Origin of the sequence: Cupriavidus necator N-1 (genome assembly GCF_000219215.1) — a bacterium.
In the GTDB taxonomy this organism is placed as follows: Bacteria; Pseudomonadota; Gammaproteobacteria; order Burkholderiales; family Burkholderiaceae; genus Cupriavidus; species Cupriavidus necator.
On sequence record NC_015726.1, the window covers coordinates 1376398 to 1400882 of the forward strand.

At 65.5% G+C, this 24485-nt stretch carries 31 protein-coding genes and 2 tRNA genes; 17 read left to right on the forward strand and 16 right to left on the reverse strand.

Going from position 1 to position 24485, the window contains the following annotated elements:
- Nucleotides 1-56: 56 nt before the first annotated feature.
- From CNE_RS41505 to CNE_RS06655, 8 genes are all read left to right on the forward strand, one after another.
- A complete protein-coding gene (locus CNE_RS41505; protein WP_013956351.1) occupies nucleotides 57-215 on the forward strand; it encodes a hypothetical protein in 159 nt (52 codons plus the stop codon).
- 62 nt (nucleotides 216-277) lie between these two features.
- Nucleotides 278-514 (forward strand): DUF7940 domain-containing protein, encoded by a 237-nt coding sequence (locus CNE_RS06625; protein WP_013956352.1) that lies wholly within the window; start codon nucleotides 278-280, stop codon nucleotides 512-514.
- A complete protein-coding gene (locus tag CNE_RS06630; RefSeq protein WP_013956353.1) occupies nucleotides 511-990 on the forward strand; it encodes a lysozyme in 480 nt (159 codons plus the stop codon). Before CNE_RS06625 ends, CNE_RS06630 begins: the two co-directional genes overlap by 4 nt.
- Entirely contained in the window at nucleotides 987-1376 is a 390-nt protein-coding gene (locus tag CNE_RS06635) for a hypothetical protein (RefSeq protein ID WP_013956354.1), read from the forward strand. The genes CNE_RS06630 and CNE_RS06635 overlap by 4 nt, the downstream gene beginning before the upstream one ends.
- Nucleotides 1373-1789, forward strand: coding sequence for a hypothetical protein (locus tag CNE_RS06640; RefSeq protein ID WP_013956355.1), 417 nt, complete (start codon nucleotides 1373-1375; stop codon nucleotides 1787-1789). The genes CNE_RS06635 and CNE_RS06640 overlap by 4 nt, the downstream gene beginning before the upstream one ends.
- A gap of 110 nt (nucleotides 1790-1899) precedes the next feature.
- Nucleotides 1900-2205 (forward strand): hypothetical protein, encoded by a 306-nt coding sequence (locus tag CNE_RS06645; protein WP_013956357.1) that lies wholly within the window; start codon nucleotides 1900-1902, stop codon nucleotides 2203-2205.
- Nucleotides 2206-2569: 364 nt separating this feature from the next.
- On the forward strand, nucleotides 2570-2740 hold the full coding sequence (locus tag CNE_RS41510) for a hypothetical protein (RefSeq protein WP_013956358.1): 171 nt from the start codon (nucleotides 2570-2572) through the stop codon (nucleotides 2738-2740).
- A 280-nt stretch (nucleotides 2741-3020) separates the two neighbouring features.
- Nucleotides 3021-3632: a hypothetical protein gene (locus tag CNE_RS06655; RefSeq protein ID WP_148271569.1), complete on the forward strand. Its 612-nt coding sequence runs from the start codon at nucleotides 3021-3023 to the stop codon at nucleotides 3630-3632.
- Between the two features lie 229 nt (nucleotides 3633-3861).
- Here the strand turns inward: CNE_RS06655 and CNE_RS40960 are convergent, their stop codons facing one another.
- From CNE_RS40960 to CNE_RS06670, 3 genes are all read right to left on the reverse strand, one after another.
- The gene (locus tag CNE_RS40960) at nucleotides 3862-4092 is read right to left on the reverse strand and encodes a hypothetical protein (RefSeq protein WP_148271570.1); all 231 of its coding nucleotides are present in this window, start codon (nucleotides 4090-4092) and stop codon (nucleotides 3862-3864) included.
- A gap of 134 nt (nucleotides 4093-4226) precedes the next feature.
- Complete coding sequence (locus tag CNE_RS06665) at nucleotides 4227-4481, reverse strand: hypothetical protein (RefSeq protein WP_013956362.1); 255 nt, start codon at nucleotides 4479-4481, stop codon at nucleotides 4227-4229.
- 24 nt (nucleotides 4482-4505) lie between these two features.
- Entirely contained in the window at nucleotides 4506-4796 is a 291-nt protein-coding gene (locus CNE_RS06670; protein WP_041227864.1) for a DUF2471 family protein, read from the reverse strand.
- Between the two features lie 373 nt (nucleotides 4797-5169).
- Here CNE_RS06670 and CNE_RS06675 point away from each other — a divergent pair, with 373 nt between their 5' ends.
- Nucleotides 5170-5463, forward strand: coding sequence for a hypothetical protein (locus tag CNE_RS06675; protein ID WP_238553062.1), 294 nt, complete (start codon nucleotides 5170-5172; stop codon nucleotides 5461-5463).
- Nucleotides 5464-5555: 92 nt separating this feature from the next.
- On the opposite strand, the gene CNE_RS06680 is transcribed toward CNE_RS06675, so the two are convergent.
- The 4 genes from CNE_RS06680 to CNE_RS06695 all read right to left on the reverse strand — a co-directional run bounded on the left by CNE_RS06680 (nucleotide 5556) and on the right by CNE_RS06695 (nucleotide 7274).
- Nucleotides 5556-5858, reverse strand: coding sequence for a HigA family addiction module antitoxin (locus CNE_RS06680; RefSeq protein WP_013956365.1), 303 nt, complete (start codon nucleotides 5856-5858; stop codon nucleotides 5556-5558).
- Between the two features lie 12 nt (nucleotides 5859-5870).
- Nucleotides 5871-6149 carry a type II toxin-antitoxin system RelE/ParE family toxin gene (locus CNE_RS06685; RefSeq protein ID WP_041228359.1) on the reverse strand — a complete coding sequence of 93 codons (279 nt, stop codon included), beginning with the start codon at nucleotides 6147-6149 and terminating at the stop codon, nucleotides 5871-5873.
- Nucleotides 6150-6463: 314 nt separating this feature from the next.
- Complete coding sequence (locus CNE_RS06690; protein ID WP_013956367.1) at nucleotides 6464-6970, reverse strand: cupin domain-containing protein; 507 nt, start codon at nucleotides 6968-6970, stop codon at nucleotides 6464-6466.
- A 43-nt stretch (nucleotides 6971-7013) separates the two neighbouring features.
- Nucleotides 7014-7274, reverse strand: coding sequence for a hypothetical protein (locus tag CNE_RS06695; RefSeq protein ID WP_035817461.1), 261 nt, complete (start codon nucleotides 7272-7274; stop codon nucleotides 7014-7016).
- A gap of 271 nt (nucleotides 7275-7545) precedes the next feature.
- On the opposite strand from CNE_RS06695, the gene CNE_RS06700 reads away from it, so the two are divergent.
- The 4 genes from CNE_RS06700 to CNE_RS06715 all read left to right on the forward strand — a co-directional run bounded on the left by CNE_RS06700 (nucleotide 7546) and on the right by CNE_RS06715 (nucleotide 8901).
- Nucleotides 7546-7887: a hypothetical protein gene (locus CNE_RS06700; protein WP_238553077.1), complete on the forward strand. Its 342-nt coding sequence runs from the start codon at nucleotides 7546-7548 to the stop codon at nucleotides 7885-7887.
- A 40-nt stretch (nucleotides 7888-7927) separates the two neighbouring features.
- On the forward strand, nucleotides 7928-8161 hold the full coding sequence (locus CNE_RS06705; protein WP_035817458.1) for a hypothetical protein: 234 nt from the start codon (nucleotides 7928-7930) through the stop codon (nucleotides 8159-8161).
- Nucleotides 8162-8252: 91 nt separating this feature from the next.
- Complete coding sequence (locus CNE_RS06710) at nucleotides 8253-8441, forward strand: hypothetical protein (RefSeq protein WP_018310329.1); 189 nt, start codon at nucleotides 8253-8255, stop codon at nucleotides 8439-8441.
- A gap of 100 nt (nucleotides 8442-8541) precedes the next feature.
- Nucleotides 8542-8901 (forward strand): hypothetical protein, encoded by a 360-nt coding sequence (locus CNE_RS06715; protein ID WP_013956372.1) that lies wholly within the window; start codon nucleotides 8542-8544, stop codon nucleotides 8899-8901.
- A 22-nt stretch (nucleotides 8902-8923) separates the two neighbouring features.
- Here CNE_RS06715 and CNE_RS06720 read toward each other — a convergent pair whose 3' ends face one another.
- Both CNE_RS06720 and CNE_RS06725 read right to left on the reverse strand, forming a co-directional pair.
- Nucleotides 8924-13780, reverse strand: coding sequence for an NAD-glutamate dehydrogenase (locus CNE_RS06720; RefSeq protein ID WP_013956373.1), 4857 nt, complete (start codon nucleotides 13778-13780; stop codon nucleotides 8924-8926).
- Between the two features lie 168 nt (nucleotides 13781-13948).
- Nucleotides 13949-14503: a hypothetical protein gene (locus CNE_RS06725; RefSeq protein ID WP_013956374.1), complete on the reverse strand. Its 555-nt coding sequence runs from the start codon at nucleotides 14501-14503 to the stop codon at nucleotides 13949-13951.
- A gap of 396 nt (nucleotides 14504-14899) precedes the next feature.
- Between CNE_RS06725 and CNE_RS06730 the strand changes: the two genes are divergently transcribed.
- Nucleotides 14900-16417: an acetyl-CoA hydrolase/transferase family protein gene (locus tag CNE_RS06730; protein ID WP_013956375.1), complete on the forward strand. Its 1518-nt coding sequence runs from the start codon at nucleotides 14900-14902 to the stop codon at nucleotides 16415-16417.
- An 81-nt stretch (nucleotides 16418-16498) separates the two neighbouring features.
- Here the strand turns inward: CNE_RS06730 and CNE_RS06735 are convergent, their stop codons facing one another.
- The 4 genes from CNE_RS06735 to CNE_RS06745 form a co-directional block, all read right to left on the reverse strand.
- Nucleotides 16499-16894 carry a hypothetical protein gene (locus CNE_RS06735; protein ID WP_013956376.1) on the reverse strand — a complete coding sequence of 132 codons (396 nt, stop codon included), beginning with the start codon at nucleotides 16892-16894 and terminating at the stop codon, nucleotides 16499-16501.
- 147 nt (nucleotides 16895-17041) lie between these two features.
- On the reverse strand, nucleotides 17042-17182 hold the full coding sequence (locus tag CNE_RS41515) for a hypothetical protein (protein WP_013956377.1): 141 nt from the start codon (nucleotides 17180-17182) through the stop codon (nucleotides 17042-17044).
- 29 nt (nucleotides 17183-17211) lie between these two features.
- On the reverse strand, nucleotides 17212-18192 hold the full coding sequence (locus CNE_RS06740; RefSeq protein WP_013956378.1) for a Bug family tripartite tricarboxylate transporter substrate binding protein: 981 nt from the start codon (nucleotides 18190-18192) through the stop codon (nucleotides 17212-17214).
- Nucleotides 18193-18531: 339 nt separating this feature from the next.
- A tRNA-Lys gene (locus tag CNE_RS06745) sits at nucleotides 18532-18607 on the reverse strand.
- Nucleotides 18608-18754: 147 nt separating this feature from the next.
- Between CNE_RS06745 and CNE_RS06750 the strand changes: the two genes are divergently transcribed.
- Nucleotides 18755-19663 (forward strand): LysR family transcriptional regulator, encoded by a 909-nt coding sequence (locus CNE_RS06750; RefSeq protein WP_013956380.1) that lies wholly within the window; start codon nucleotides 18755-18757, stop codon nucleotides 19661-19663.
- Nucleotides 19664-19796: 133 nt separating this feature from the next.
- The gene (locus tag CNE_RS06755; RefSeq protein WP_013956381.1) at nucleotides 19797-21185 is read left to right on the forward strand and encodes an 8-oxoguanine deaminase; all 1389 of its coding nucleotides are present in this window, start codon (nucleotides 19797-19799) and stop codon (nucleotides 21183-21185) included.
- Between the two features lie 115 nt (nucleotides 21186-21300).
- On the opposite strand, the gene CNE_RS06760 is transcribed toward CNE_RS06755, so the two are convergent.
- A tRNA-Lys gene (locus tag CNE_RS06760) sits at nucleotides 21301-21376 on the reverse strand.
- A 226-nt stretch (nucleotides 21377-21602) separates the two neighbouring features.
- On the opposite strand from CNE_RS06760, the gene CNE_RS06765 reads away from it, so the two are divergent.
- Entirely contained in the window at nucleotides 21603-21866 is a 264-nt protein-coding gene (locus tag CNE_RS06765) for a DUF1488 family protein (RefSeq protein WP_010813081.1), read from the forward strand.
- 221 nt (nucleotides 21867-22087) lie between these two features.
- On the opposite strand, the gene CNE_RS06770 is transcribed toward CNE_RS06765, so the two are convergent.
- Nucleotides 22088-23878 (reverse strand): SulP family inorganic anion transporter, encoded by a 1791-nt coding sequence (locus tag CNE_RS06770; RefSeq protein ID WP_013956382.1) that lies wholly within the window; start codon nucleotides 23876-23878, stop codon nucleotides 22088-22090.
- A gap of 19 nt (nucleotides 23879-23897) precedes the next feature.
- Nucleotides 23898-24416, reverse strand: a complete 519-nt coding sequence (hpaR, locus tag CNE_RS06775; protein WP_013956383.1) for a homoprotocatechuate degradation operon regulator HpaR — start codon at nucleotides 24414-24416, stop codon at nucleotides 23898-23900.
- Nucleotides 24417-24485 lie beyond the last annotated feature (69 nt).

Sequence of the window (24485 nt, forward strand, 5' to 3'; positions counted from 1 at the left end):
CTATCGCATTCAAATCTAGCCGCCTCTGGGCGGCTTTTTCGTTTCTGGAGTCACCCATGACCATTGGCATGTCCACCGCGCTGCGCAATGCGCGCCTCGATGCAATCACCACTGCCGCCGGCGCGAGCGCGAAGCTGCGGCTGTACACCGGCACGCGGCCGGCTACTGGCGGTGCGATCACGTCGCAGACGCTGCTGGCGGTCGCCGAACGATAGCCGCACCTTTCACCCACCACAGGCCCGCCGCGCGCGGGCCTTTTTCATTTCCGGAGGTTCACATGGAACTCATCGAAGAGGCCAAGAAACAGTTCCCGCGGCTGTGGAGCGTGCGCCTGTCGCTGCTGGCCGGCTTTCTGTCGAGCTTGGAGGCCGGCGCCGACATGTACCTCACCGGCAAGCCCGCGATGGCTGCGATCGCCGCGGCGCTGGTGGCCTTCGCTGCCGCCTTCTCGCGCATCGTCGCGCAGCCGGCCCTGAAGGATCTGATCGACGCCGACAAGGGTGCAGCCGAATGAGGACCGGATCGAAGCGGACCCTGCAGGCGACCGTCGGCGCCGGCGCGGCGGCGCTGCTGCTTACCTCAGTGCCGAAGTTCGAAGGCGTGATCCTGCGCGGCTACAAGGATCCCATCGGCATCGTGACTGCCTGCGCCGGCCACACGAAGACCGCGGTGCTGGGCCGTCCGTACTCGCCAGCCGAGTGCGCGGCGCTGCTCGATGCCGACCTAGTCGAACATGCCGACGGCGTCCTCGCCTGCACGCCGGGCCTGAAGGGGCAGACCTACCGCCTGGCCGCTGCGACCAGCTTCGCGTTTAACGTGGGCGTCTCCGCCTACTGCCGCTCGACCATGGCGCGCAAGTTCAACGCAGGGGACTACGTCGGCGGGTGCGCCGAGTTCTCGCGCTGGACCTATGCCGGCGGGCGCGAACTGCCCGGCCTGGTGAAGCGTCGAGCGGCGGAACGCGCTATGTGCGAAGGGAGGTTGTCATGAGCAAGGCCAAGATCGTCCGCGACACCGAGGGCCGGTTCTACGGCATCAAGTGGATCTGCCCCGGATGCGAGGCCGGCACGCGCGGCTCGGGGGTGCACATCCTGCCGGTTAGTTGGCTGCCGCCGGGCGAGAACGATGAATCGCCGCACAACGCCGGCAAGCCGCGCTGGGGGTTCAATGGCGACATGGAGAAGCCGGCCTTCACCCCGAGTGTTCTTTCAAGCTGGGACGAGTGGCAGGGCGATGGTGTGCCGCCCAAGAAGCACGTCTGCCACTCATTCGTTGGGTGCAATGGCGCGCAGCCAGGGCAGATCACGTTCCTGACGGACAGCACCCACGCGCTGGCTGGCCAGAATGTCGACTTACCGGACGTGGAGGAGACATGACCCACCTCACCAAGGCGGCCATTGTGCTCGGCATGCTGCTGGCACTTGCCGCCGGCGGCGCGGCGTGGCGGGCCAGCGTGCACGCCGCCGGTTTCCGAGCAGGCCAGGCGGCGCTGAAGGACGCGATCGACAAGCGGAACAAGGAGATCGCGCGCCTGAACAAGCAGGTCGTCGCCAAGGACCAGGACGTGCTTGTGGCCAAGCAGGAGGACCGCGAGCGCATCGTCACCATCTACCGGACCATCCGGGAATCTGTGGAGCCCGAAATTGTTGAAAAGACTGTCTTTCGCGATTGCCGCGTTGGCCCTGGCGTCCTGCGCAGCCTCGTCGCCGCCGCTGAGGGCGGAATGCCAGCCGATCCCCAGAAGCCTGCGGACGATTCCGCCAGCAAAGCTGCCGGCGCCCACCGATGACAGCATGGGCGCCCTGGTCAGGGCATATCTCGGCTCCGCGGAGCAATACCACAAGGCCCGGCGCGATGCGGTCGCGTTGGATGCCGCAATCGAAGCCAGGGAGGGCTGCTATGCAGCAGAGCGATAGTCACGTCGCCGTGAAGATGGAGCGGCCAACGCTGCCGTTCTGGGGGCTGCTGGTAGCGCTGGTGGCCGCGCTGTCTGCCTACTTCGGCCAGCGCGAGGCCACCAACTCGGCGCTGATCGAGATCAAGACGGAGATGGTGGCCATGAAGAAGACCATTGAGCGGATGGAGGGGGATCGCTATACCGGGGCGGACGCCCGCCGGGACTTCGCCTGGCGGGATGAGCGAGTCGCGGAGCAGGGCAAGCGGTTGGCGGAACTTGAGAACGAGGTAAGGGCGCGTCGTCGGTAAACCATGCCGGTGGCGGCTCGCTTCCTTTACCTAAGGTCGTCGGGAGGGGGGCCGGCCAATACTTCTGCGAGGGAGTCGTAGACGGCATCGAATCCATGAGCGAGCGCATGAAGGACGACTGCCGTAGAGACGAAGATGATCCACTCCCCCCTGGTGCCTTGCAAGAAGAAGAGGAAGAGCAGTCCTCCTACAGCGTAGACTCGAGCTACCCATACGAAATTTGACATCCTGCGCTGATACGGGGTCATGGTCTTTTCCTTCTTGTATCCGTCGGAACAAGGTGCAGTCATGCAGATTCAACTGGAGTTCGCATGCTATCGGCGAAACCTATCCGGCGGCACCCCCACGTCCCGCTTGATCTGGTTTGCTCGAAACTGTCAAAAAGCTAAGCAAGCCGCCGCCGCTCGATAGCGCGCTGGCCGCGCCGTGCGAGGTGCCGGACGCACCGTCCATGGCAGACTATGATGTCTGGCAGGACTGGATGGTGACCGTGCTGGGCGCGCTTGGGCAGTGTGCTGCCGGCACTGTAAGCTAGTTGAGATCTGGTGTCCGGAAACAGTGATGCTGGCATCGTGATAGGCGCGGATATACTGTGCCGATCATTCTTTCCCTAGTACGCACAAATGCCCTCGTCGCAGTATTCCCGTGAGGTTTTTTTGGCGAAGCACCCTGCGTGCGCATTCTGCGGGGCGCCAAGCACAACTGTCGAACATTGCCCGCCGCGCGCGCTCTTTCAGTTCCGCGTTTGGCCCGAGGGTTTCGAGTTTCCCGCGTGTGACGCCTGCAATCATGGTACGGCCGACTACGATATTGTGGTGGCCATGCTCGCGCGCATGGACCCAACGGGAGACTCAGGAAATCAGGACGGCAAGCAAGTTGGGTACATGAAGAACGTGAATGCCAGGTTCCCAGCATTGTTCAAGCGGATGATGCCGACCGCGGTGGAGGCACGGAGATTCAACCGAGTTATGGGTATCAGGCCGGAGCCGGGGCAGACGCACCAAGAGATTTGCCCGGTAAAGGTGCCGGATGAGGTGCATGACGCAGTGTGCGTGTTCGCTCGGAAGCTATCGAAAGGCGTTTATTACCAGACCACTGGTCAGGTTTTTCCCGAACAAGGCGGGTTGGCCCTGAATTGGTTCACGAACGCCGACCTGATGAGTGAAGGGAAGTATCCAGTTTTTGAGCTGCTTAGGGAGGTGAGTGGTGTCGTTCCGCAGCTAAAGCGAGCTGGCGCTGACTTGTCCGAGCAATTCCAGTACAAGATTTCCTTGGCCGACGACGGCACCGTGATGGTCCTTCAAGCCATATTTGGGAAGGCTTTCGGCTTCGTTGTTTTCGGCACCACGGTGCGAGGCGTTATCGAGGGAATAATTGAGCGTCTCCGAGCTGCAACAGGGAGAACTGGACCATTCGCATTGCTGTGAGTTGGCGTCAGCGTTTGAGTTGTGTCAGTGGCACAGGTTCTGGGCGTTTGATATTCATTCACTAGCGCGACCGCTCGCCAAACGCCAGCCTCAGCGCAAGGGCGGTATAACCAAGCTCCATTCGAGATGCTGTCCACGAATTCGGGGGCGGGCCGTGGCAGCAAATGGCAGGAACGTCTACGGCACTTATCGTTTCGCCTATTTCTTGGGGGATTCGCTAACAGTGCAACTACTGTGCGGCAGTGGCCTTGTTCGGCAGCGTGCGTCGCACTTTGTCCACCACACGCCGATGCTTGTCCTGAGCCTCTTCCCAGGTGGCCGAGTGGTAAATCCGGTCGAGACCATTGCCCCAGATGGTTGTCCAGAAGCTCGGCGGCTTGTCATCGTGCATGCTGGCCCAGCAGGAGAACCTGGTGCGCACCTCGACGCCATACTCCGGCAGCCCGGTCGTACAACTCATATTGCTTGCCAATTGTGATCTTCCAGCCGACCTCCATGCCGAAGTCGAATACCCGGACTGGAGTGCCGCCGGCATCTAGGATGTAGATGCGGTCCCAGTTCTCGGGGATGGAGTAATCGGAGCCCATGGCAAGCTCAGCGCAATGTGAAGCGCACCGTGTGCGCATCCAAGGCGATCCATGGTCCGACCGCCAAGCGCAGCAGCTGGCCTTCGTCCCAGTACGATAAATGATCGGGCCGCCACTTCAACGCTCGAAGGTGGCGGACCTCAATGCCGGATACCACCAGGCCACTGGCAAGCGCGGCCACGGCATCGCAGGGCAGGCGCAATTCTTCGCTGTCCTCGCCGAAGTAGTGGGCTTCGAGAAAAATCGTGGTGTGGGTGGCCATTCCGGAACCGACGCGATGGGGCGTTCAGTTGACGCGGTTCCAGGCGTCTTGAATCGCGCTGAACGTGGCAGGCATGACGTCGTGCCCGGTGAAGTCGGCGGGCGTGTCGTCCTTGGGATAGCCCAGCATGGGCGAAGCCTTGAGCATGCGCAGCAATGCAGGGGCGTGTTTGCCAGACTGGGCGACTTCGTGCATCACCTCATCCTCGATCTGGTGGATCAACTTCCAGGTCAGGATGCCGGCCGCTCGGTGCTTGGCAACGATAGCGGGGGTGGCTTCAACGATGGAGGATTCGGCGGCTTCGAAGTGGTTCATGATCGGCGAAAGTACTGTATGTCCATACAGTATATCAGGCATCCAATAAGCCGGGGAGAAAAGACCTGCAACCCGCAAGCTGCCGTGCCTATTTGTTTGGCAGGTTCTTGGATGGATTCGCCGCTATGCCTTGTGTGGCAAGGCTTGGCGGGAGATTTTTCACCCTGCATGGGGTGCAGGTGGTCGGAGGTTCAAATCCTCTCGCCCCGACCAGACAGAAACCCGCTTGGTGAATAGCCAAGCGGGTTTTTTATTTTCCGCGTGGAAATGGCCGGCCGGTGCGGTAACGCTTTGATACAGCCGTCGCCGATGCCCGTTGCTATGCTCTGCCATCCTCCTGGCCGATTCCCCACCTATGTTCCGAAAGCTCTGTGTGGCTACCTTTGCGCTCCTCTGGCTGACGGCCGCGCCTGCCGCACGCGCCGATGACCGCGGCTACCCGAGCGCCTATCGTGGCGGCGAGTACAAAGAGAAATTCCGTAGCGGCCCTTGTGAAATCGAACGCGAACAGAAGCGCGATGGCGAATACAAGGAAGAGCGCAAATGCAAGGGTGGTCCGCGTGGCTATGAGCAGAAGCAGAAGTACCGCGACGGCCCTTGCCTGATCGAGCGCGAATGGAAGGACGACGGTGAATACGAAGAGAAGGTCGAATGCAAGCGTGGATGAGTGCATGACCTTTCGGTCCGTCAGCCGGGTGGCGTGGCTGGGCCGCAGCCCCATTGGCGGCTGCCCCCAATGCCGATTTCAGGCTTCGCGCATCATGCCAGCACGGCATGCTGCCTGATCGACTCCAGCTTCTTCTCGCCGATCTTCTCCTTTGCCATTTCGGTGTCGAAGTGCGTCTGCAGGTTCATCCAACTCTGGGGATCGGTGCCGAAGAACGCACCAAGGCGTACAGCGGTGTCCGCCGTTATGGCGCGGCCACCCTTCACAATTTCATTGATACGGCGAGGCGGTACGTCGATGGCCTTGGCCAGGGCGTACTGAGAAATGCCAAGCGGGTCGAGCCAGTCCAGTTGAAGGATTTCTCCCGGAGTGGCCAGGGGTACTTCGCGTGCCATGGAGGCCTCCTTTCAGTGGTAGTCGACGATCTCGACGTCGGTTGCATGGCCATTGGCGAAGCAAAAGCAGATTCGCCATTGGTCGTTGATACGGATGCTGTGCTGACCAGCCCGGTGCCCTTGCAGCGCTTCCAGCCTGTTACCCGGCGGGACTCGCAGAAAGCTGAGGTCGCCGGCCGCGTGCAACTGCTGGAGCTTGCGCATGGCAACAGATTCTATGTTGACGAACCGGGCGATCCGCGTGCCAGCGAAGAGCAGTGCCGTGTCGCGGCAGTTGAACGAAGTGATCATGGTCATATTAACGCGAAGCGTTAATAACGTAAAGCGTTATTACTGTTTCCCGTGCGGCCTTGCCGAGCGGTTCGATTCCGGGAGCCCGCTCCAGACCGGGAGTGATAGGCGAGCTCAAGATTATCTGTAGCCGCAGGTATTGATCTGCATCCTGAGTGCCTGTTGGGCTATACGCGCTGCTCGGCCGTTTCCAGAAAAAGCGGCGAGATACCCGGGTTCTCCCATCATGGCCCGCTGGGGCCCTGGCTTAGACTCGTGCCGCTGTACTTGCCAGCCCGCCCGCACCCCGCCGCGGCGGGCTGTTTTTTTGGGGGCTAGCGAGTCAGTCTGCCCAACAGCGCGTCATGTCCGCTTGCCAGGCCGGCAAGCGCTGTTGCGTCGGCCAGTTCGAAATCGCTGAAGCGGAAGGCCGGTGCCACGGTGCAGCCGACCAGGGCGAAGTCCACGCCATCGCCCAGATCCAGGCGTTCGGCGGCAAACCATAGTCCGGCGGGCACCATTGCCTGGAAGGCCGCGCCGGGATGCCGCAGCGGGTCGCCCAGGCGCTGCGTGACGATGGTGCCGTCCACGATCCGGTGCACGTCCACGGGGGAGCCTGCGTGGTAGTGCCAGAGTTCGTCGGACCGGATGCGATGCCACGCGGAATAGTCGTTGCCGCACAGCATGTAGTGGATCGCGGTGCAGGCTTCGCGCGTGCGCCCGTCCTGGCAGACGACCTGTTCTTCGCCGCGATAGGTTTCGCGGTAGTAGCCGCCTTCCGGATGTGGCTGCAGGTCGAGCGAGCGGATCAGTTGGCGGGCGGTCGGACTGAGGTCTGGCATGTGGGCAAGGGGCGTGGCGCATCGGGGATGCGGAAGCCGTAGCTTAAAGCAGCGCGAAGCGTGCCTGGCCGGGGCCGACAAGGGCGGGGCGGCTGACCGGGTAGCGGTGACGGGTGCCCTGGGCGTCGAAGGACAGGAAATCCGGCGTCCAGCGCAGCGCCTGCAGCTGGCGTGGCTCGATGCCGTCGACGAGGATGGCGCCGGCGCCCACGCAGACACTGCCGCAGGGCAGGCGCAGGGATTCGCTGTCGTCGCCGAAGTAGTAGGCCTCGAGCAGGATGGAATCGGACTGGTACAAGGGCATGGGGCAGTATCCGGATACTGTATGAATGTACAGTATAGCCCTGGCCGGCGGTTCGGTCATCCCCCACGATTCTCATTTTCGTGCGCCGGCACACCCTGCGGCGCTGTGTCCTTGCCGCGTGGAAGTTGGTGGCAAGCGGTGTCGGCCTGGATTGGTATAACCTGAAAACGATGCCGGTCGCACAGCGTGGTCGTGGCAGGCCGGCAGGGTCGCTACGGGGGATGCCATGGCGAGGTGCGGGAGCAGGGCTTGCTGGTTTGGCTTGGGCGCGGTGCTGGGCGCGGCGCTGGGCAGTGCCTGCGCCATGCTGGTGCGCACCGCCGCGGAGCAGCGGGTGCTGCGCCAGCGCGATGCGCCGCTGGTGCCGTCCGATCCCGCGGCGGATCAGGCGCTGACCGATACCGCCACCGACGTGGTGGAGTACGGCGGCTTCGTGATCCACGTGTATTGCCACGCGCTGGGCATGGGGCGGTTCAAGGCCCTGTGCGATATCTGGGAGTCGGGCGCCGTGGTGCTGGAGGGTGGCGCGCCGCCGGCCACGCACGCGACGCCTGAAGACGCGCGGGCCGCGGCGATTTCGTGGGCGCGGCAATGGGTGCAGCACAATGGCTGAAGGCGCCGCCGCGCAATCATCGCCATGACAGGAGATGCCGATGCACGCCTGTGACCTGTGTCATCAGCTGGTGGGCGAACCGTCCAGCGTGCCGCCGCACGAGAACCTGGCTGCCTCGGGCATGGCTGCGATGAGCAACCGCTGCAAGGTCGACAGCCGCTGGCGCTGCACTGGCTGCGGCGCCTGGATGTATCAGAGCACGGCATTGGGTGAGCCGCCGAATATGTGGCGAATGGGCCCGCGGCCGGCCGACTGGCCTGATAATCACGGCTGAGCAGGCATGGCCGCGCCGCCACCAGGCGGTGCGGCCATGCCCGGTATCGCGCCCGGCTCAGGCTCTCGGGCGTCTGTTTCAAGGAGAATTCATGTTTGTTTGTGGGAACCAGGCTTGCGGTGCGCGCTGGGAGCCGAATGAGGTGCAGATCCGCAATGAAGGGCAGGGTCCCGTGTTCCGCTGCCCGCAATGCGGTGCACGCAATCACGTCCAGGCACGCACCGCGCGCGACGGCAGCACGGTCTACCGCCAGGTGGCGGCGAAGCCGGCGCCGCGCTAGTCCGGACCGACGGCGGCACGCCATGTCACCCCACGCATGTGGGGTCAAATACACATGGCTGCTGCCTTAAGCTTGCTCAGGCGGGACCGTTATACACATCATGGACTTTGCCGACCTTCCTCAAGACTCTGCTTCCAATGCCGAACGCATGGGCTGGGCGAACGCTTCGCCGGAAGTGATCGCCAAGGTATTGAATTCAGCACTGGCAGCGCAGGATCTCTCAGGGTTTGCCGCGCTGCTGTCGGATATCGCGCGCGACCGTGGCCTCAAGGGCGAGCGTGCCGCGCACCAGTCGATCTACGACATGCCGTACGCCAGCCTGCTGCCCAGGCAGAAGCACCTGCTTTCCGATGCCTTCGATCTGCTGGTCCTGCTCGGGCTGGAACTGCGCCCGCGTGGTGCCGACGCAGGCTTCGGCGACGCTGCGGACATCGACACGGACGCAGAAGCAGACCAATAACCCCCGGCTGGACAGCGCCGCTCTATGCGCGTTCCAGCATACCGATTTCGCGCACCGCGACCGACAGCATCGACAGCCCAGCAGCCCCCGAGGCGCGCTGGTCGGCCAGCATGCGCGTAAAGCGTTCCAGCGCGCCATGACGGCTGGACCGCCACGCATCGATCATGGCTTCGGGCGTATCCAGTTCACCCGCCTGTGTCAGCACGCTGACGGTCAGTGCGCGCTTGAGCCGCCCCAGGTCTTCCAGCGTGGTGGTGCGTGCCAGCAGATCCCAGTGCGTGTCCGATGGCAGCGCCAGCGCGCGCTCGCGCAGCCAGCTGAAGCTCAGGTGGCTGTCCAGCGCGAAATAAACCCCCGCCACCAGGTCCAGGCTGCGTTCGCACGCGGTGGCCACTTCGGCGATATCGAGCGCGGCAGCGGAGATCTCGCTGCCGGCCACGCGCACGGCCAGCGCTTCGTCGACCCCCGCATCCGTCAAGGCGCGGGTGCGCTCTGACAGCGCCGTCGCATCGGCCGGTGGCAGCAGCCGCGGCAGTTGCGGTGCCAGCCATTGCGCTGCCTGGGCAAAGCGCGCCAGATCCTCGGCGGCCTTGCTGCCGCTACGCAGATAGCGGATGAACCACAGGCACGCGCGCTCCAGCAGCAGCGCCACGGCCCCGAACATGCGCGCCTGCTCGGCATCGGCCACACGGTTGTCCAGCGCATCGATCTCCTGCCACAGGGTGGTCAGGCCGAAGACATCGCGTGCGATCAGGCAGGCGCGCACGATATCGGCCGGGCGTGCGTCGGTCTCTTCCATGATCCGGTGCACGAAGGTGGCGCCGATGCGATTGACCAGCATATTGGTCAGGTGCGTCGACAGGATCTCGCGTCGCAGCGGGTGGCGCTGCATCGCGTCGGTGTAACGCTGGCGCAGCGGAACCGGGAAATAGTCCGACAGCAGTCCGGCAACCAGCGCGTCTTCCGGCACGTCGGAGGCCAGCAGTTCGTCGTACAGCCACATCTTGCTGTAGGCAAGCAGCACCGCACGTTCGGGCGATGCGAGGCCTTCATCGGCCAGCTTGCGCTCGGCGATTTCCTCCTCCGAAGGCAGGAACTCCAGCGGGCGGTTGAGCCGCCCGGCGCGCTCCAGCCAGCGCACCAGGCGCGCCTCGCCGTCGAGCAGCGCGGGGTTGCTGCGCCCGGCCACGGACAGTGCCTGGGTCTGGTAGTAGTTGTCCTGCAGCACCAGCAGGCCGACCTCGTCGGTCATCTCGGCCAGCAGCTTGTTGCGCTGCTTCTCGGTCATTTCGCCGTCGGCAACCACCAGTCCGAGCAGGATCTTGATATTGACCTCGTGGTCCGAGCAATCCACCCCGGCCGAGTTGTCGATGGCATCGGTGTTGATGCGACCGCCGTTGCGCGCGAACTCGATGCGGCCCAGCTGGGTGAAGCCGAGGTTGCCGCCTTCGCCGACCACCTTGCAGCGCAGGTCGTTGCCATTGACGCGCACCGCGTCGTTGGTGCGGTCGCCGGCCTGCAGGTGGGTTTCCTGGCTGGACTTGACGTAGGTGCCGATGCCGCCGTTGTAGAGCAGGTCGACCGGCGCCATCAGGATGGCGTGGATCAGCTCGGCCGGCGACAGTGTGGCTGCCGTGACCCCCAGCACTGCCTGCACCTGCGGCGACAGCGGGATGGTCTTGGCGCTGCGCGGATAGATGCCGCCGCCGGCGGAGATCAGCGTGGCGTCGTAGTCGGCCCAGCTGGAGCGGGGCAGGCCGAACAGCCGCGTGCGTTCCTGCAGGCTCCTTGCCGTGTCCGGGTCGGGATCGAGGAAGATATGCCGGTGGTCGAAAGCGGCCACCAGCCGGATATGCGGCGACAGCAGCATGCCGTTGCCGAACACGTCGCCCGACATGTCGCCGATGCCGGCCACGGTGAAGTCCGTGGTCTGGATATCGACACCCATCTCGCGGAAATGCCGCTTGACCGATTCCCACGCACCGCGCGCGGTAATGCCCATCTTCTTGTGGTCATATCCGACCGAGCCCCCGGACGCAAAGGCATCGCCAAGCCAGAAGCCGTACTCGGCCGAGATCGCGTTGGCGAAGTCGGAGAACGTCGCGGTGCCCTTGTCGGCGGCGACCACCAGGTAGGGGTCGTTGTCGTCGTGGCGCACCACCTCGGGTGGCGGCACCAGCTGGCCGCCGACGAGGTTGTCGGTCAGGTCCAGCAGCCCGCGCAGGAAGGTCTGGTAGCAGGCAATGCCCTCCTGCAGGAAAGCATCGCGGTCGGTGGGCGGGGGCGGGCGTTTGACCACGAAGCCGCCCTTGGAGCCCACCGGCACGATCACCGTGTTCTTGACCATCTGCGCCTTCATCAGTCCCAGCACTTCCGTGCGGAAGTCCTCGCGCCGGTCTGACCAGCGCAGTCCGCCGCGGGCCACGCGCCCGCCGCGCAGGTGCACGCCCTCAACGCGTGGCGAGTAGACCCAGATCTCGAACATCGGGCGCGGCTCGGGCAGGCCGGGGACCAGCGCGGGATTGAACTTGAACGACACATACGGGCGCGGCTGGCTTTCCTCGCCACGGTGGAAATAGTTGGTGCGCACGGTGGCGTTGATCACGCCCAGGAAGAGCCGCAGGATGCGGTCCTCGTCCAGGTTGGGCACCTTGTCCAGCGCCGCGCCGATATCGGCCAGCAGCTTGTCGCAGCGCGCCTGGCGGGCGGTGTCGGTGGCGACCTCGCTGAAGGTGTCGAAGCGCGCAACGAACAGGCCGACCAGCATGGCGGCAATGGCCGCGTTGCCGGTCAGTGCGCGCTCGATATAGGCGTCGCTGAAGGTCGAGCCGACCTGGCGCAGGTAGCGGGCATAGGCGCGCAGGATGGTGACGTCGCGCGCGGCCAGCTCGGCGCGCAGCACCAGGCGGTTGAAATCGTCGTTCTCGATCTCGCCGTGCCAGGCGCGCGCGAAGGCATCCTCGAACAATGCCTTGACGCGCGCGATATCGAATTCCGCCGCGCCGCCGCTGTCGGCAATCTCCAGCCCGAAGTCGTGCACCCATACCGGCGTGCCGCTGTCGGGTTCGATCAGGTAGGGGCGCTCTTCATCCACGCGCACGCCCAGGTGCTCCAGCATGGGCAGGCTGTGCGACAGCGCGATCGGCTCGCCGGCACGGTACACCTTGAAGCGGAACACCCCCGGCGCGGCCTCGATCGGCCGGTACAGGTTCATCGCCATGCCGTTGCCGCGCAGCGCGTGCTCCATCAGCTCGATATCGCGCACCGCGGTGCGGGCCGGATAGTCCTCACGGTAGCCGGCGGGGAACGAGCCGCCATAGCGCTGCAGCAGCCGGTTGCCTTGCTCTTCGCCATGGCTTTCATGCAAGGCTTCGGCGAGATCGTCCTGCCAGCGGCGGCTGGCGTGCACGATGCGCGCCTCCAGCTCGCGCGTATCAACGTGCGGCATGGTGCCGGGCTCGCCGCGCACGGTCAGCTGGATGCGCGCCAGCGGCGACTCGGACAGCAGCGGCGTGAACTCGCAGCTGGTGCCGTGGAAGGCCGCGGTCAGCAGCTTCTGAATCTTCTGGCGCAGGTCGGTGTTGTACTTGTCGCGCGGCACGAACACCAGGCACGAGACAAAGCGGTCGAAGCGGTCGCGCCGTACAAAGAGCCGGGTGCGCTGGTGTTCCTGCAGCCGCAGGATGCCGGTGGTGATGTCGAACAGTTCATCCTCGGTGGCCTGGAACAGTTCATCGCGCGGGTATTGCTCAAGGATGGTCACCATCGACTTGTACAGGTGCCCCTTGGCGAGGAAGCCCGCGCGCGCCAGGATATTGGCGCACTTGAGCCGCACCAGCGGGATTTCCGCGATCGGCGCCATGTAGGCAGTCGAGGTGTACAGGCCGACAAAGCGCCGCTCGCCGAACAGCTGCCCCTTGTCATCGAGCAGCTTGACGCCGACATAGTCGAGATAGCCCGGCCGGTGCACGGTGGCGCGCGAGTTGGCCTTGGTCAGGAAGATCGGCGAGGCCCCTTCGATGATCGCGGTGGCCGCGGCGGGCAGCAGCGTGAGGTCTTCGGTATCGGGCTCGCGCAGGCTTTCGCGCAGGATGCCCGCGCCCGAGCCCGGCACGCCGCGCAGGAAGTAGCGCCCGTCCTGCGACACCAGCTGGTAGTCACGCTGGCCGAGGAAGGTGACGTGGTCATCCATCATCCAGTCCAGGAAGGCGCGCGCTTCGGCGCTTTCCGGCGCGGCCGCGTCGGGCGCCTGCGCCATGGCGCTGATGGTGGTCTGGGTGATGTCGCACATCTTCGGCCAGTCTTCCACCGCCGCGCGCACGTCGACCAGCACCTGCGCAATGCAGCTGCGTAGCGCCTCCAGCCGCGCGGCCTCGCCGCTGCGGTCGATCTCGAAGTGGATAAAGGACTCCAGGCGCGAGCTGTCCCCGGCTTCGCCGGCGCCGCCCTTGGCGATCCGCTCGATGCCGCCGCGCGCGTCGCGCCAGACCCGGAACACGGGATGGATGGCCGAGTGCAGCGCCAGTCCCTGGCGGTTGATCTCCACCGTCACCGAGTCGACCAGGAAGGGCATGTCGTCATTGACGATCTCGACCACGGTGTGGTCCGAGTGCCAGCCGTGCTCTTCCAGGTTGGGGTTGTAGACGCGGATGCGCGCATTGCCGGGCGTGAATTTCTGTGCGGTCTGCCAGTGCGCCATCACGGCGCCGTAGAGATCGTCGACGTCGTGCTGGAGCAAGTCTTCGGCGTCGGCCTGGTCGTAGTAGTGCAGCAGGAAGGGCTCGACCACGGCGAACATCGCCGCCGGCAGCCGCTCGCGCGCGAAGCTGGACAGTTCGTCCAGCAGGTGCGCGACCTTGTCTTCGTTCTCCTGCGGCATGATCCCTCCTCGCGGTGTCGATGGGCGGCCCGCAGCATGTGCCGGGGCATGCTCATACTTTAGGAAAAAACCGCATGCCCGGCGCAAGAAAAGTGGCGGGTATGAGGATGACGCGTGAAGAAAAGGGTCGGTTCCCGCTGCTGCCCGCGGGACCGGCTTGCGCGGCGCTCAGAGGCGCGTGGCGGCGAGGGTGGGGCAGGTGGTGGGGCGGTGGGCGACCGGCGGCAGGCCGGGGCAATGCGAGGGCGCGGCAGCTGTCTCCTGCCGGGCGGCTTGGGTGCCCGCGCGAACCTGGCGCGTGGTGTGGTCGCTCAGCGTGGTCTTCATCCGCTCCAGCAGGGAGCCCAGCGCAACACGCTCTTGCGAACTGAACGCCGCCACTGACACGCTGTGCAGCGCGCTGAGGGCCTGCGCGGTGCGTTGCAGCCGGCTGGCTGCGCTATCTGCAATGCGGGGCGCCTGGGTGTCTGCGTACTCGATCCAGCCGTCGCGCTGCAGTTCATCCAGCATCGTCTCGGAACGCGCGACATCGATCGGCATCGGGCCGGTCAAGGGCGAGCCGCGCACGAAGGCATCCTGGCGGATTGCCCGCAACAGAAGCCACTGGGCGTAGTTCAGGCCAGAGGCGCACAGCGTCTGTTCCAACGCACTTTGCCAGGCGGTTACGGCATCAACCAGGGCAAGGACAACCGGCTCGCTGGGTTCGAGGGGTCTTGGCTGCATGAATGGCGTCTCCTGTTTTGGTTTGCCGCCACTGCGATGCGCTGGCATCCGTCGCACAGATACCAGGGGCCGGAGCATGGCCGGCCCGGGCGGCACGGACGCCGCAACCTCTCTGGCGGGGCACGGTCGACCGATGGGGCAGACACTACCAGAATCCTTTGCCGGCAATGTGACAGCGAGGGAATGCCCTGTGGCATCACAGGGACATAGTGGCCCGCACGTCTCCCAGCATTGTTTCAGCTATGAATAAAGCGACTGGAAACTATGACTTTAAATCACAGCCAGAATGTATGCGGCTGGCTACACTGCCTGCCGGAGACCCCCGCCAACGAGCCTTCAGGCCAGCACGGGGCGCGCGGCGCGGGCACGGGCCCGGCCGCCAGACCGGAGATAAGGATGTACAAGGAACGCATTCGCCTGGCCAGGCTGCACGACAAGGTTGTCTCGGCCGACGAAGCCGCCGCGCTGATCCGCGACGGCATGACGGTAGGCATGAGCGGCTTCACGCGCGCGGGCGACTGCAAGGAAGTCCCGTTTGCGCTGGCGCGGCGGGCGGCAACCGAGCCACTGCGCATCACCCTGATGACCGGCGCCTCGCTGGGCAACGATATCGACCGGGTACTGGCAGAGGCCGACGTGATTGCGCGCCGCCTGCCGTTCCAGTCTGACGCCACGCTGCGCCGCAAGATCAACGCCGGCGAAGTGATGTTCATCGACCAGCACCTGTCCGAGACCGTGGAGCAACTGCGCTCCGGCCAGATCGCGCCGGTGGACGTTGCGGTGGTGGAAGCGGTGGCGATCACCGAGCAGGGCGGCATCATCCCCAGCACCTCGGTCGGCAACTCGGCCAGCTTCGCCATGCTGGCGCGCAAGGTGATCGTCGAGATCAACCTGAACATGCCGCTGGAGCTGGAAGGGCTGCACGACATCTACTTCCCGGTGCAGCGCCCCTACCGCCAGCCGATCCCGCTGATCGCGCCCGAGCAGCGCATTGGCCTGCCGTATATCCCCATCGATCCCGAGAAGATCGCGGCCATCGTCATCACCGCCAAGGACGACAGCCCGTCCAACGCGCTGCCGCCGGATGCCGATACGCGCAATATCGCCGGCCATCTCAACGATTTCCTGCTGCGCGAAGTCCGCGCCGGCAGGCTCTCGCCCTCGCTGCAGCCGCTGCAGGCGGGCATTGGCACCATTGCAAACGCCGTGTTGCACGGCATGGTCGATTCACCGTTCCGCGACCTGCAGATGTATTCCGAGGTGCTGCAGGACAGCACCATCGAACTTCTGGATGCGGGGCGCCTGGCGTTTGCCTCGGCCTCTTCGGTGACGCTGACGCGCGAGGTGTACCAACGCTTCCTGTCGAACCTGGACCGCTATCGCTCGCGCCTGGTGCTGCGTCCGCAGGAGATCAGCAACCATCCGGAGATCCTGCGCCGGCTCGGGCTGATCACCATCAATACGGCGCTGGAGTGCGACATCTACGGCAACGTCAACTCCACGCATGTGGGGGGCACGCACATGATGAACGGCATCGGCGGCTCCGGGGATTTTGCGCGCAATGCGCACCTGTCGGTATTCGTGACCAAGTCGGTGGCCAAGGGCGGCGATATCTCCAGCATCGTGCCGATGGTGGCGCACGTGGACCATACCGAGCACGACGTCGACATCATCGTCACCGAGCACGGCCTGGCCGACCTGCGCGGCCTGGCGCCGCGCGAACGCGCGCGCACGCTCATCGCCAACTGTGCCGACCCGCAATACCGCGAGCTGCTGGGCGACTACTTCCGGCGCGCCAGCGCCCATGGTGGCCAGACCCCGCACCTGCTGGAAGAGGCGCTGTCCTGGCATGTCGGCTTCCGCGACCGCGGCACCATGCAGCCCGCGCACCCGGCCCAGGCGATGGCAGCCTGAGCGCTGCCTCCGCCAGAAAGCAAAACAGCCCGCGCAAGCGGGCTGTCTGCCTTGGTGCCGCCGGTTGGCGGCGGGGCAGGCTTACTGCGCCTTGCCGCCCTGGCTGGCGGGTGCCTTGGCGCCGTCGGTGTACGGATCAGCCTTGCCGGCCTTGGCGCCGTCGGTGTACGGATCGAACTTGCCGGCCTTGGCGCCGTCGGTGTACGGATCGAACTTGCCGGCCTTGGCGCCATCCGTGTTCGGATCGAACTTCTTGCCCGAGTTGGTCAGGTCCGACTTGGTCGATTGCTTGGCGCCATCGGTGTACGGGTCGAACTTGCCGGACTTGGCCGGGTTCTGGTTCGGGCTGGCTTTCTTGGTGTGGCTGCCACCGTAGAGATCGCCGCCGTCAGTGTAGTTCTTCTGCGCATAGACCTGCGTCGCGCCCAGCGCGGCCATTGCTGCAACGATCAGGGTCGAAACGGTCTTCTTCAGCATCTTGCTTATCCTCGCGATTGACGGTCGCGCAGCGCCTGCGCGAATCCGGTTTTAGGGCCGAGCTTGGCCGGTGACGGCCGGGCACATGTGGCGGAACACCCGGTAAATGTACCGAGTCAGCGCTTGTCCGCAAAGTGAAAGTTTCTTTTACAAGTATTGAACACCCATGGCGTTGCCTGCGTACTGCGCCGGATCAAATGCAACGATCTTTAGATAGATGTGGGTGCCCCATGGCCCATTTTCAACGGCCAGCCATAAAAAAACGGCTGCCAGGTGGCAGCCGGTCATGACCCTCGCGGGACGGTTTCGCCGTCCGGTTATTCCAGTGTGATGTTCTGGTCGCGTGCGATCTTCTTGCGCAGGTCCAGCTCGCGCTTGATTTGGGCGGCGTACTGCGCCGGGGTGTTGCCGTCGGTGTAGGCACCGCTGTCGGCCAGGCGGCGCTTGACGTTCGGGTCCTGCAGCGCCTTGACCGCGGCATCATGCACGCGCGTGATGATTGCCGCCGGCGTACCGGCCGGGGCCACCAGGCCGTACCAGGCCATGTTGTTCATGTCCTTCATGCCGGCTTCGGCAAAGGTCGGCACGTCAGGCAGGCCCTCGACCCGCTTGGGCGCCGCCACTGCCAGCGCGCGCAGCTTGCCGGCCTGGATATGCGGCATCGACGACGGCAGGTTGTCGAACTGCGCGTTGACCTGGCCGGCCAGCGTGTCATTCAGCGCAGGGCCCGATCCGCGGTAGGGGATATGGACCATGTCGGTCTTGGTGATGTCCTTGAACAGCTCGCCGTCCAGATGCGAAATGCTGCCCTTGCCGGCCGAGGCGTAGCTGTACTTGCCGGGGTTGGCCTTCAGCATCGCGACGAATTCCTTCAGGGTCTTGGCCGGCACCTTCGGATTGACCGTCAGCACGTTCGGCACGTTGACCAGGTTGGTGATCGGCGCGAAGTCCTTGAGCGGGTCGTACGGGTTCTTGGGGTTGGTGGCGGGGTTGGTCGCCATCGTGCTGACGGTGGCGATGCCCAGCGTGTAGCCGTCCGGGGCGGACTTGGCGAGCGCGTCGGCGCCGATCGCGCCGCCGCCGCCGCCGCGGTTTTCCACCACCACCGGCTGTCCCAGCTCGCGGCCGAGGCCGTCGGAGACCGCGCGCGCGACGATGTCGGTGGTGCCGCCGGCCGCGAACGGAACGATCAGGCGGATCGGCTTGTTGGGGTAGGACTGGGCCTGGGCCAGGCCGGCGTGGGCCAGGCCAAGGGCGGCGATGCAGGTGGCTGCGCCGGCGTTGATAACTGCTTTCAAGGAGTGCCTCCGTTCTTCTTTCACTGATTTGCCAGGCGGGCTGCAGGCGTTTCTTCGGGCGCGACCTTTCGTCTGCGCCCCGCGCTGTCACGGATCCCCGCGCTGGCATGACCAGGCCGTGCCGGGATGCGGCGACGGCCGGCACCTTGCGATAGTTCCGCGATACGGAACTATGTTCCACAATGTGCGCGGATGCGATTCAACCGGGAAAGCGGGCGCAGGGGAATTGGTGAGAACCCGCGTATCAAGAAAGCGGCAGCCATGCCGACCGCGCGCAGAAGCCGGGCGGCGGAAATGAAAAAAGCCGGAAGCAACGCTTCCGGCTTTTCCTGAATTCGCTGGTGGGGCGTGAGTGACTCGAACACTCGACCTACGGATTAAGAGTCCGCTGCTCTACCAACTGAGCTAACGCCCCAACGAAGAAAAAGATTGTAGCAAGGTATCGGATAAGACGCAATAGCCTTCGCGCAATTTCTGCGAGCCAGGCTGCACTGGCCGCTACAATGCCAGGCCACCGCGCGCATCCCGCGCGGTGGTTCCGATCCACCAGCTTGCCCAGCCCATGCACGCCAGAGTCCTGCGCTATCTTGACGAGGTCGTCCGCCGCGGTTCGATCCGCAAGGCGGCCGAGCACCTGCATGTGGCGCCGACCGCGGTCAACCGCCAGATCCTGGATCTGGAGGCGGAACTGGGCGCGCCGCTGTTCGAGCGCATCAATAAGCGGCTGCGGCTGACGCCGCTGGGCGAGATGGTGCTGGCCCACGTGCGCCAGACGCTGCGCGAGCACGACGCGCTGCGCGAGCGCATCGAGGACTTCAAAGGCGCGCGCCGCGGCGAGGTCACCGTGGCGGTCACGGCCGGCCTGGCGGGCTCGCTGATGCCGTCGCTGGTGCATGACTTCCGCCGGCGCTATCCGGGCATCGTGGTGCGCGTCGCCGACCTGCCGGTGGCCGACATTATCGCGGCGGTGGAGCAGGGCGATGCCGACCTGGGCCTTGGCTATGACCTGCCTGAGCTGCCTGCCTTCCGCGCGCTGGCCACCAGCGACTGGCAGATCGGCGCGGTGGTGCCGCCGGGCCATGCGCTGGCGGCCCGGCAATCGGCGCTGCTGAGCGAATGCGTCGGCTATCCGCTGATCCTGCCGGCGCCCTCGCTATCGATCCGCGCCATCCTTGACGCGGCCTTTGCCCGCAATGCAATCGAGGTCTCGCCGGTGGCGGAGTCCACCTCGACCGCGCTGATCCGGCAACTGGTGATGCTGGGCACCGGCATCGCGCTGCTGAACCCGCTCGATGTGATGGAAGAGCGCGCCCGCCAGGCGCTGGTCTATGTGCCGCTGCGCGACCGCCACCTGCAGGGCCAGACGCTGACACTGGTGGCGCGCGCCCGTGGCCCGCTCAGCGCCGCGGCCGAGCTGATGGCCGAGCGCATCGGCGACGCGCTGGCGGTGTTGTTCGCGCAGGCGCGCTGAGCAACAGGGTGCCGCAGGTGTCCACTTTTTGTGGACAGGTTGATCGGAATTCTGCGCTTGGGGGATGGCACCTCGCCGCCGTAGACTGGCGGCCATCCAGTCCCCCAATTCGCTTTGCAGAAGGAATTCCGCCATGACCCTGATTGTCCTGAACGCCGACGTGCTGGTCACCATGGACGCGCAACGCCGCGAGATCCGCGACGGCGCCCTGGTTGCCGAAGGCCCCGCCGTGCAGTGGGTCGGCCCCACATCGGAGCTGCCGCCGCAGTACCGGCGCATGGTCGATGACGGCAGCGCGCAGGTGCTCGACATGCGCGGCCGCATGGTCACGCCCGGGCTGGTCAACACCCACCACCACATGTACCAGTGCCTGACGCGCGCGGTGCCGGCGGCGCAGGATGCCGAGCTGTTCTCGTGGCTGACCAACCTGTACATGCTGTGGTCGCACCTGACGCCGGAAATGATCGCGGTGTCGACCAAGACCGCGATGGCCGAGCTGATGCTGTCGGGCTGCACCACCACCAGCGACCACCTCTACCTGTTCCCGAACGGCTCGCGCCTGGATGACTCGATTGCCGCGGCGCAGGAGATGGGCATGCGCTTCCACGCCGCGCGCGGCTCGATGAGCGTGGGCCGCAGCAAGGGCGGCCTGCCGCCGGATGTGGTGGTGGAAGAGGAAGCCGCCATCCTGCGCGACAGCCAGCGGCTGGTGGAGCAGTACCACGACAGTGCGCGCCACGCGATGCTGCGCGTGGTGCTGGCGCCGTGCTCGCCGTTTTCGGTGTCGCGCGACCTGATGCGCGAGTCGGCCAACATGGCGCGGCACTATGGCGTGTCGCTGCACACGCACCTTGCCGAGAACGACAACGACATTGCCTACTCGCGTGAGAAATTCGGCCTGACGCCGGCCCAGTATGCCGAGGACCTGGGCTGGGTCGGCCACGATGTGTGGCATGCGCACTGCGTCAAGCTGGACGACGAGGGCATCGCACTGTTTGCCCGCACCGGGACCGGCGTGGCGCATTGTCCGTGCTCGAACATGCGGCTGGCGTCCGGCATTGCGCCGGTGCGCGCCATGCGCGATGCCGGCGTGCCGGTGGGCCTGGGCGTGGACGGCAGCGCCTCGAACGACGGCGCGCATATGCTGGGCGAGGCGCGCCAGGCCATGCTGCTGCAGCGCGTTGGCTACGGGCCGGCCGCAATGAGCGCGCGCGAGGCGCTGGAGATTGCCACGCTGGGTGGCGCGCGCGTGCTCAACCGCGACGATATCGGCGCGCTGGCGCCGGGCATGTCGGCGGATTTTGTCGCCTTCGACATGTCGCAGGTCGGCTTTGCCGGCGCCGGCCATGACCCGGTGGCGGCGCTGGTGTTCTGCACGCCGGCCAACGTCGCGGCGAGCGTGATCAACGGCAGGGAAGTGGTGCGCGACGGTGCACTGCTGACGGCCGACCTGCCCAACGTGCTGCTGCGTCATCGCGCGCTGGCGCGTACGCTGTTCGAGCGGGCCAGCCAGGGCGCCTGATGCAGGGACCGCCGTGGCGTGGGCATGTGCCTGTGCCACAGCAGATTAGCCAATCAAGCAAGCGCACAAAGCAAAAGGCCGGAAGCATTGCTGCTTCCGGCCTTTCTGTATTCGGTGGTGGGGCGTGAGTGACTCGAACACTCGACCTACGGATTAAGAGTCCGCTGCTCTACCAACTGAGCTAACGCCCCAACGAAGAACGAGATTCTAGCATGATTTTCGGCGCTGTCAAATGTTTGATGCACTTGCCGGAACACCCCCCGTCGTTGTGACCGGGAGCCACACATACGCGCGGATGGAACTCAAAGACGGCCGCGATGGTCTTCGCAATGAGCGCATTCGCATGGGCTCTATCCATACGATTTTGCCGGAGCCATGTTAGGATGTTTCTCCACTTGCATATGGAGGGCTGCACCGATGGAAATCAAATTCCAAGAGCAAGAGCGCTACGACATCAATAATGAAGGCTTGCTGTTCCAGGCACTTGTCAATGGCGAGAAGGTGACTTGCGTGGTGACACGCGAAGCACTGTGGGAAGGCTTCAGTGCCGACCAGGTACTGTCGCTGGAAGAGGCATTCCGTGCCGGTCGCGAAACCATCGAACGCGCCGCCGTGGTGCTGATCGAGCAGGGCGCGCCCCAGCCAATCGTCGTCAAGCGCGCCCACGTGGCGCCGATCTGATGCGGATGGATGCCCCGGCCAGCCCCCGGCATGCCGCGGGCGCCCATCTGTTGTCAGGTTCCCAGACGTAGGGCCGTCCGGCCTTGCGTGCCAAGCCGGCAACGCCGGCACAGGCAATCTCCCGGTTTTCCCGTTTCAGTTTCCTGGTTTTCCTGCAGCCGTATTGTGGCTTGAACGCTGGTGTGCGGCCGCCGCTCATGCCGACGCGCCGGTGCTTCAGTTCATTGTGCTGCCGGGGCCGCGGCGCCAGGCCGTGACGCGCACTCTTCAAAGATCCGCACGGTGCATTGCGCGCAGATGTCCGGCGAAAGCTGCTCGACGATCGTGTGCAGCGCCTGCCGCTTGGTCGGGAAGATATGGTCGGCCCCGAGCTTGTCGGTAAAGCCGGTCTGCGCCCAGGTCTGCAGCACCTGCGTGCGCGGGCGGTGGAAGTACAGATCGCCGCCCAGCGCGCGCCGTTCGGCGAGCTCGTTTTCCCACATCTCGGCACCGGCCAGGTCGATGAAGTTCATGCTCTTGGTCATCGCCAGCAGGTGCGTCTGGCCGGCGTTGACCGTGCGCAACCAGTGCAGGCGATCCGTCACGTACTGCACGGCGCCGAAGTAGATCGCGCCTTCCATGCGCAGCAGTTTCAGTTGCGGGCATTCCGGCTGCGGGCGGCGCAGTTCGTCCAGCGGCGTGAAGCGCCGGCCGGGATCGTCGGCGTCGGGCACCAGGCTGCGCACGGCAGGCCGCGACGTGCGGTACAGGTAGGCCACCAGCGACAGCACGGTGCCGAGCAGCACCGCCATCTCCAGCCGGATCACCAGCGTGGCGGCGAAGGTGCCGATGGAAATGGCGAATTCCGTGCGGCTGAGCGTGAAGATGCGGCGCAGCCGCGCGGTGTCGAGCAGGCCCCACGCCACCAGCAGCAGCATCGCGGCGATCGCCGCCATCGGGATCTGTGCCAGCAGCGGGGAGCTGACGGCCACCAGCGCCACCAGCCACAGCGCCGAGAACACGCTGGCCAGCGGCGTGCGCGCGCCGGCTTCGAAGTTCGGCACCGAGCGGTTGAGCGAGCCGCACGAGATATAGCCAGAGAAGAAGCCGCCCGCGATATTGGACAGACCCTGGCCAATGAACTCGCGGTTGGCGTCGATATGCTGGCCCGAGCGCAGCGCCACCGCCTTGGCGATCGAGATCGACTGGCCCAGCGCGACGATGGTCAGCGCCGAGGCAATGCCAAGCAGGTCGGGCAGCTTGCGCCAGTCGACATCGGGAAGGTGGAAGCGCGGCAGCGCCGACGGGATCGGCCCGACCACGTTGACATGGTGGGCGCCACCCGCGCCGGACTGGTTCAGCAGCAGCGCCACGCCATAGCCGGCCAGCAGCCCCAGCAACATGAACGGCAGCCGCCGCCACAGCCGCTTGCACAGCAGCGTCACCACCAGCGTGACCGCGCCTACGGTGGCCGCGCCCCAGTTGATGGTGTCGATGTTCTCGAACAGGTGGCGCAGCACGCCGAACGCACTGGTGCCGGTCGGCACCGCCAGCCCGAACAGGTCCTTGAGCGCATACAGGCCGATCAGCGTCGCGGCGCCGCAGGTGAAGCCGAGCAGCACCGACGGCGAGATAAAGTTGGCCAGCGTGCCGAGCCGCAACGTCCCCACGGCGAGCTGGATCACGCCCACCACGATGGTGACCGCCAGCGCCAGCCCGATATAGGCCGGGCTGCCGGCAAACGCAAGCGGGCTCAGCATCGCGAACAATGCCAGCGAATTGGCGTTGGTCGGCCCCGACATCACGTGCCAGCTCGAACCGAACAGCGCCGCCACGATGCACGGCACCACCGCGCTGTAGATGCCGTATTGCGGCGGCAGGCCGGCCAGCGTGGCGAAGGCCACGCCCTGCGGCAGCACCAGCACGGCGCCGAGCAGGCCGGCCACCAGGTCGGCGCGCAGCGTGGTCTTGTCGACGCGCTGGCTCCATGGGAACAGGCGCGGCAGGAGTGATCCGGGATGGGACGCGGGCATTGGCAATGAAGGAGCAGGCTTAGCCGGCCTCGCCGCCGCGCCCGGGCGGTGGCGAGGCAACGGATTCGAGCGGGGTGGATTCGGGCAGGTTCGGCTGCGGCGCCAGGCCGGCCAGCATGGCGTCGAGCGCGCGGTAGACCTCGGTCAGACGCTCGGGGCCGAGCCGCTGCGCCAGCTCCTGGTAGCGTGCATCGACCAGCGGCTCCATTTGCATGATGATGGCGCGCGCCGACGGCGTCAGGCTGACCAGCTGGCGGCGCTGGTCGGTGGCAGAGCGGGTCCGTTCGACCAGCCCGGCGTCTTCCATGCCGCACAGCATGCGGGTCAGGCTGGGGCTCAGGATCAGGCAGGCATCGGCCAGCTGGTTCGGCTCCATCGGCTCGTGCTCGTTGAGCGTGCGCATCACGCGCCATTGCTGCTCGGTGATGCCGAACTGCCGCAAGATCGGGCGAAAGCCGGCCAGCAATGTCTCGCGCGCTTGCAGCAGCAGGTGAGGAAGGTTGCGGTGGCGGAACATGGCCTGGCTGGTGTGGCTCATGCCCGCAGTGTAGCGGGCGCGGCGCCGCGCGGCGAGCGGGGCTTGTCCGGACTTGCCTGAACCTGCGCG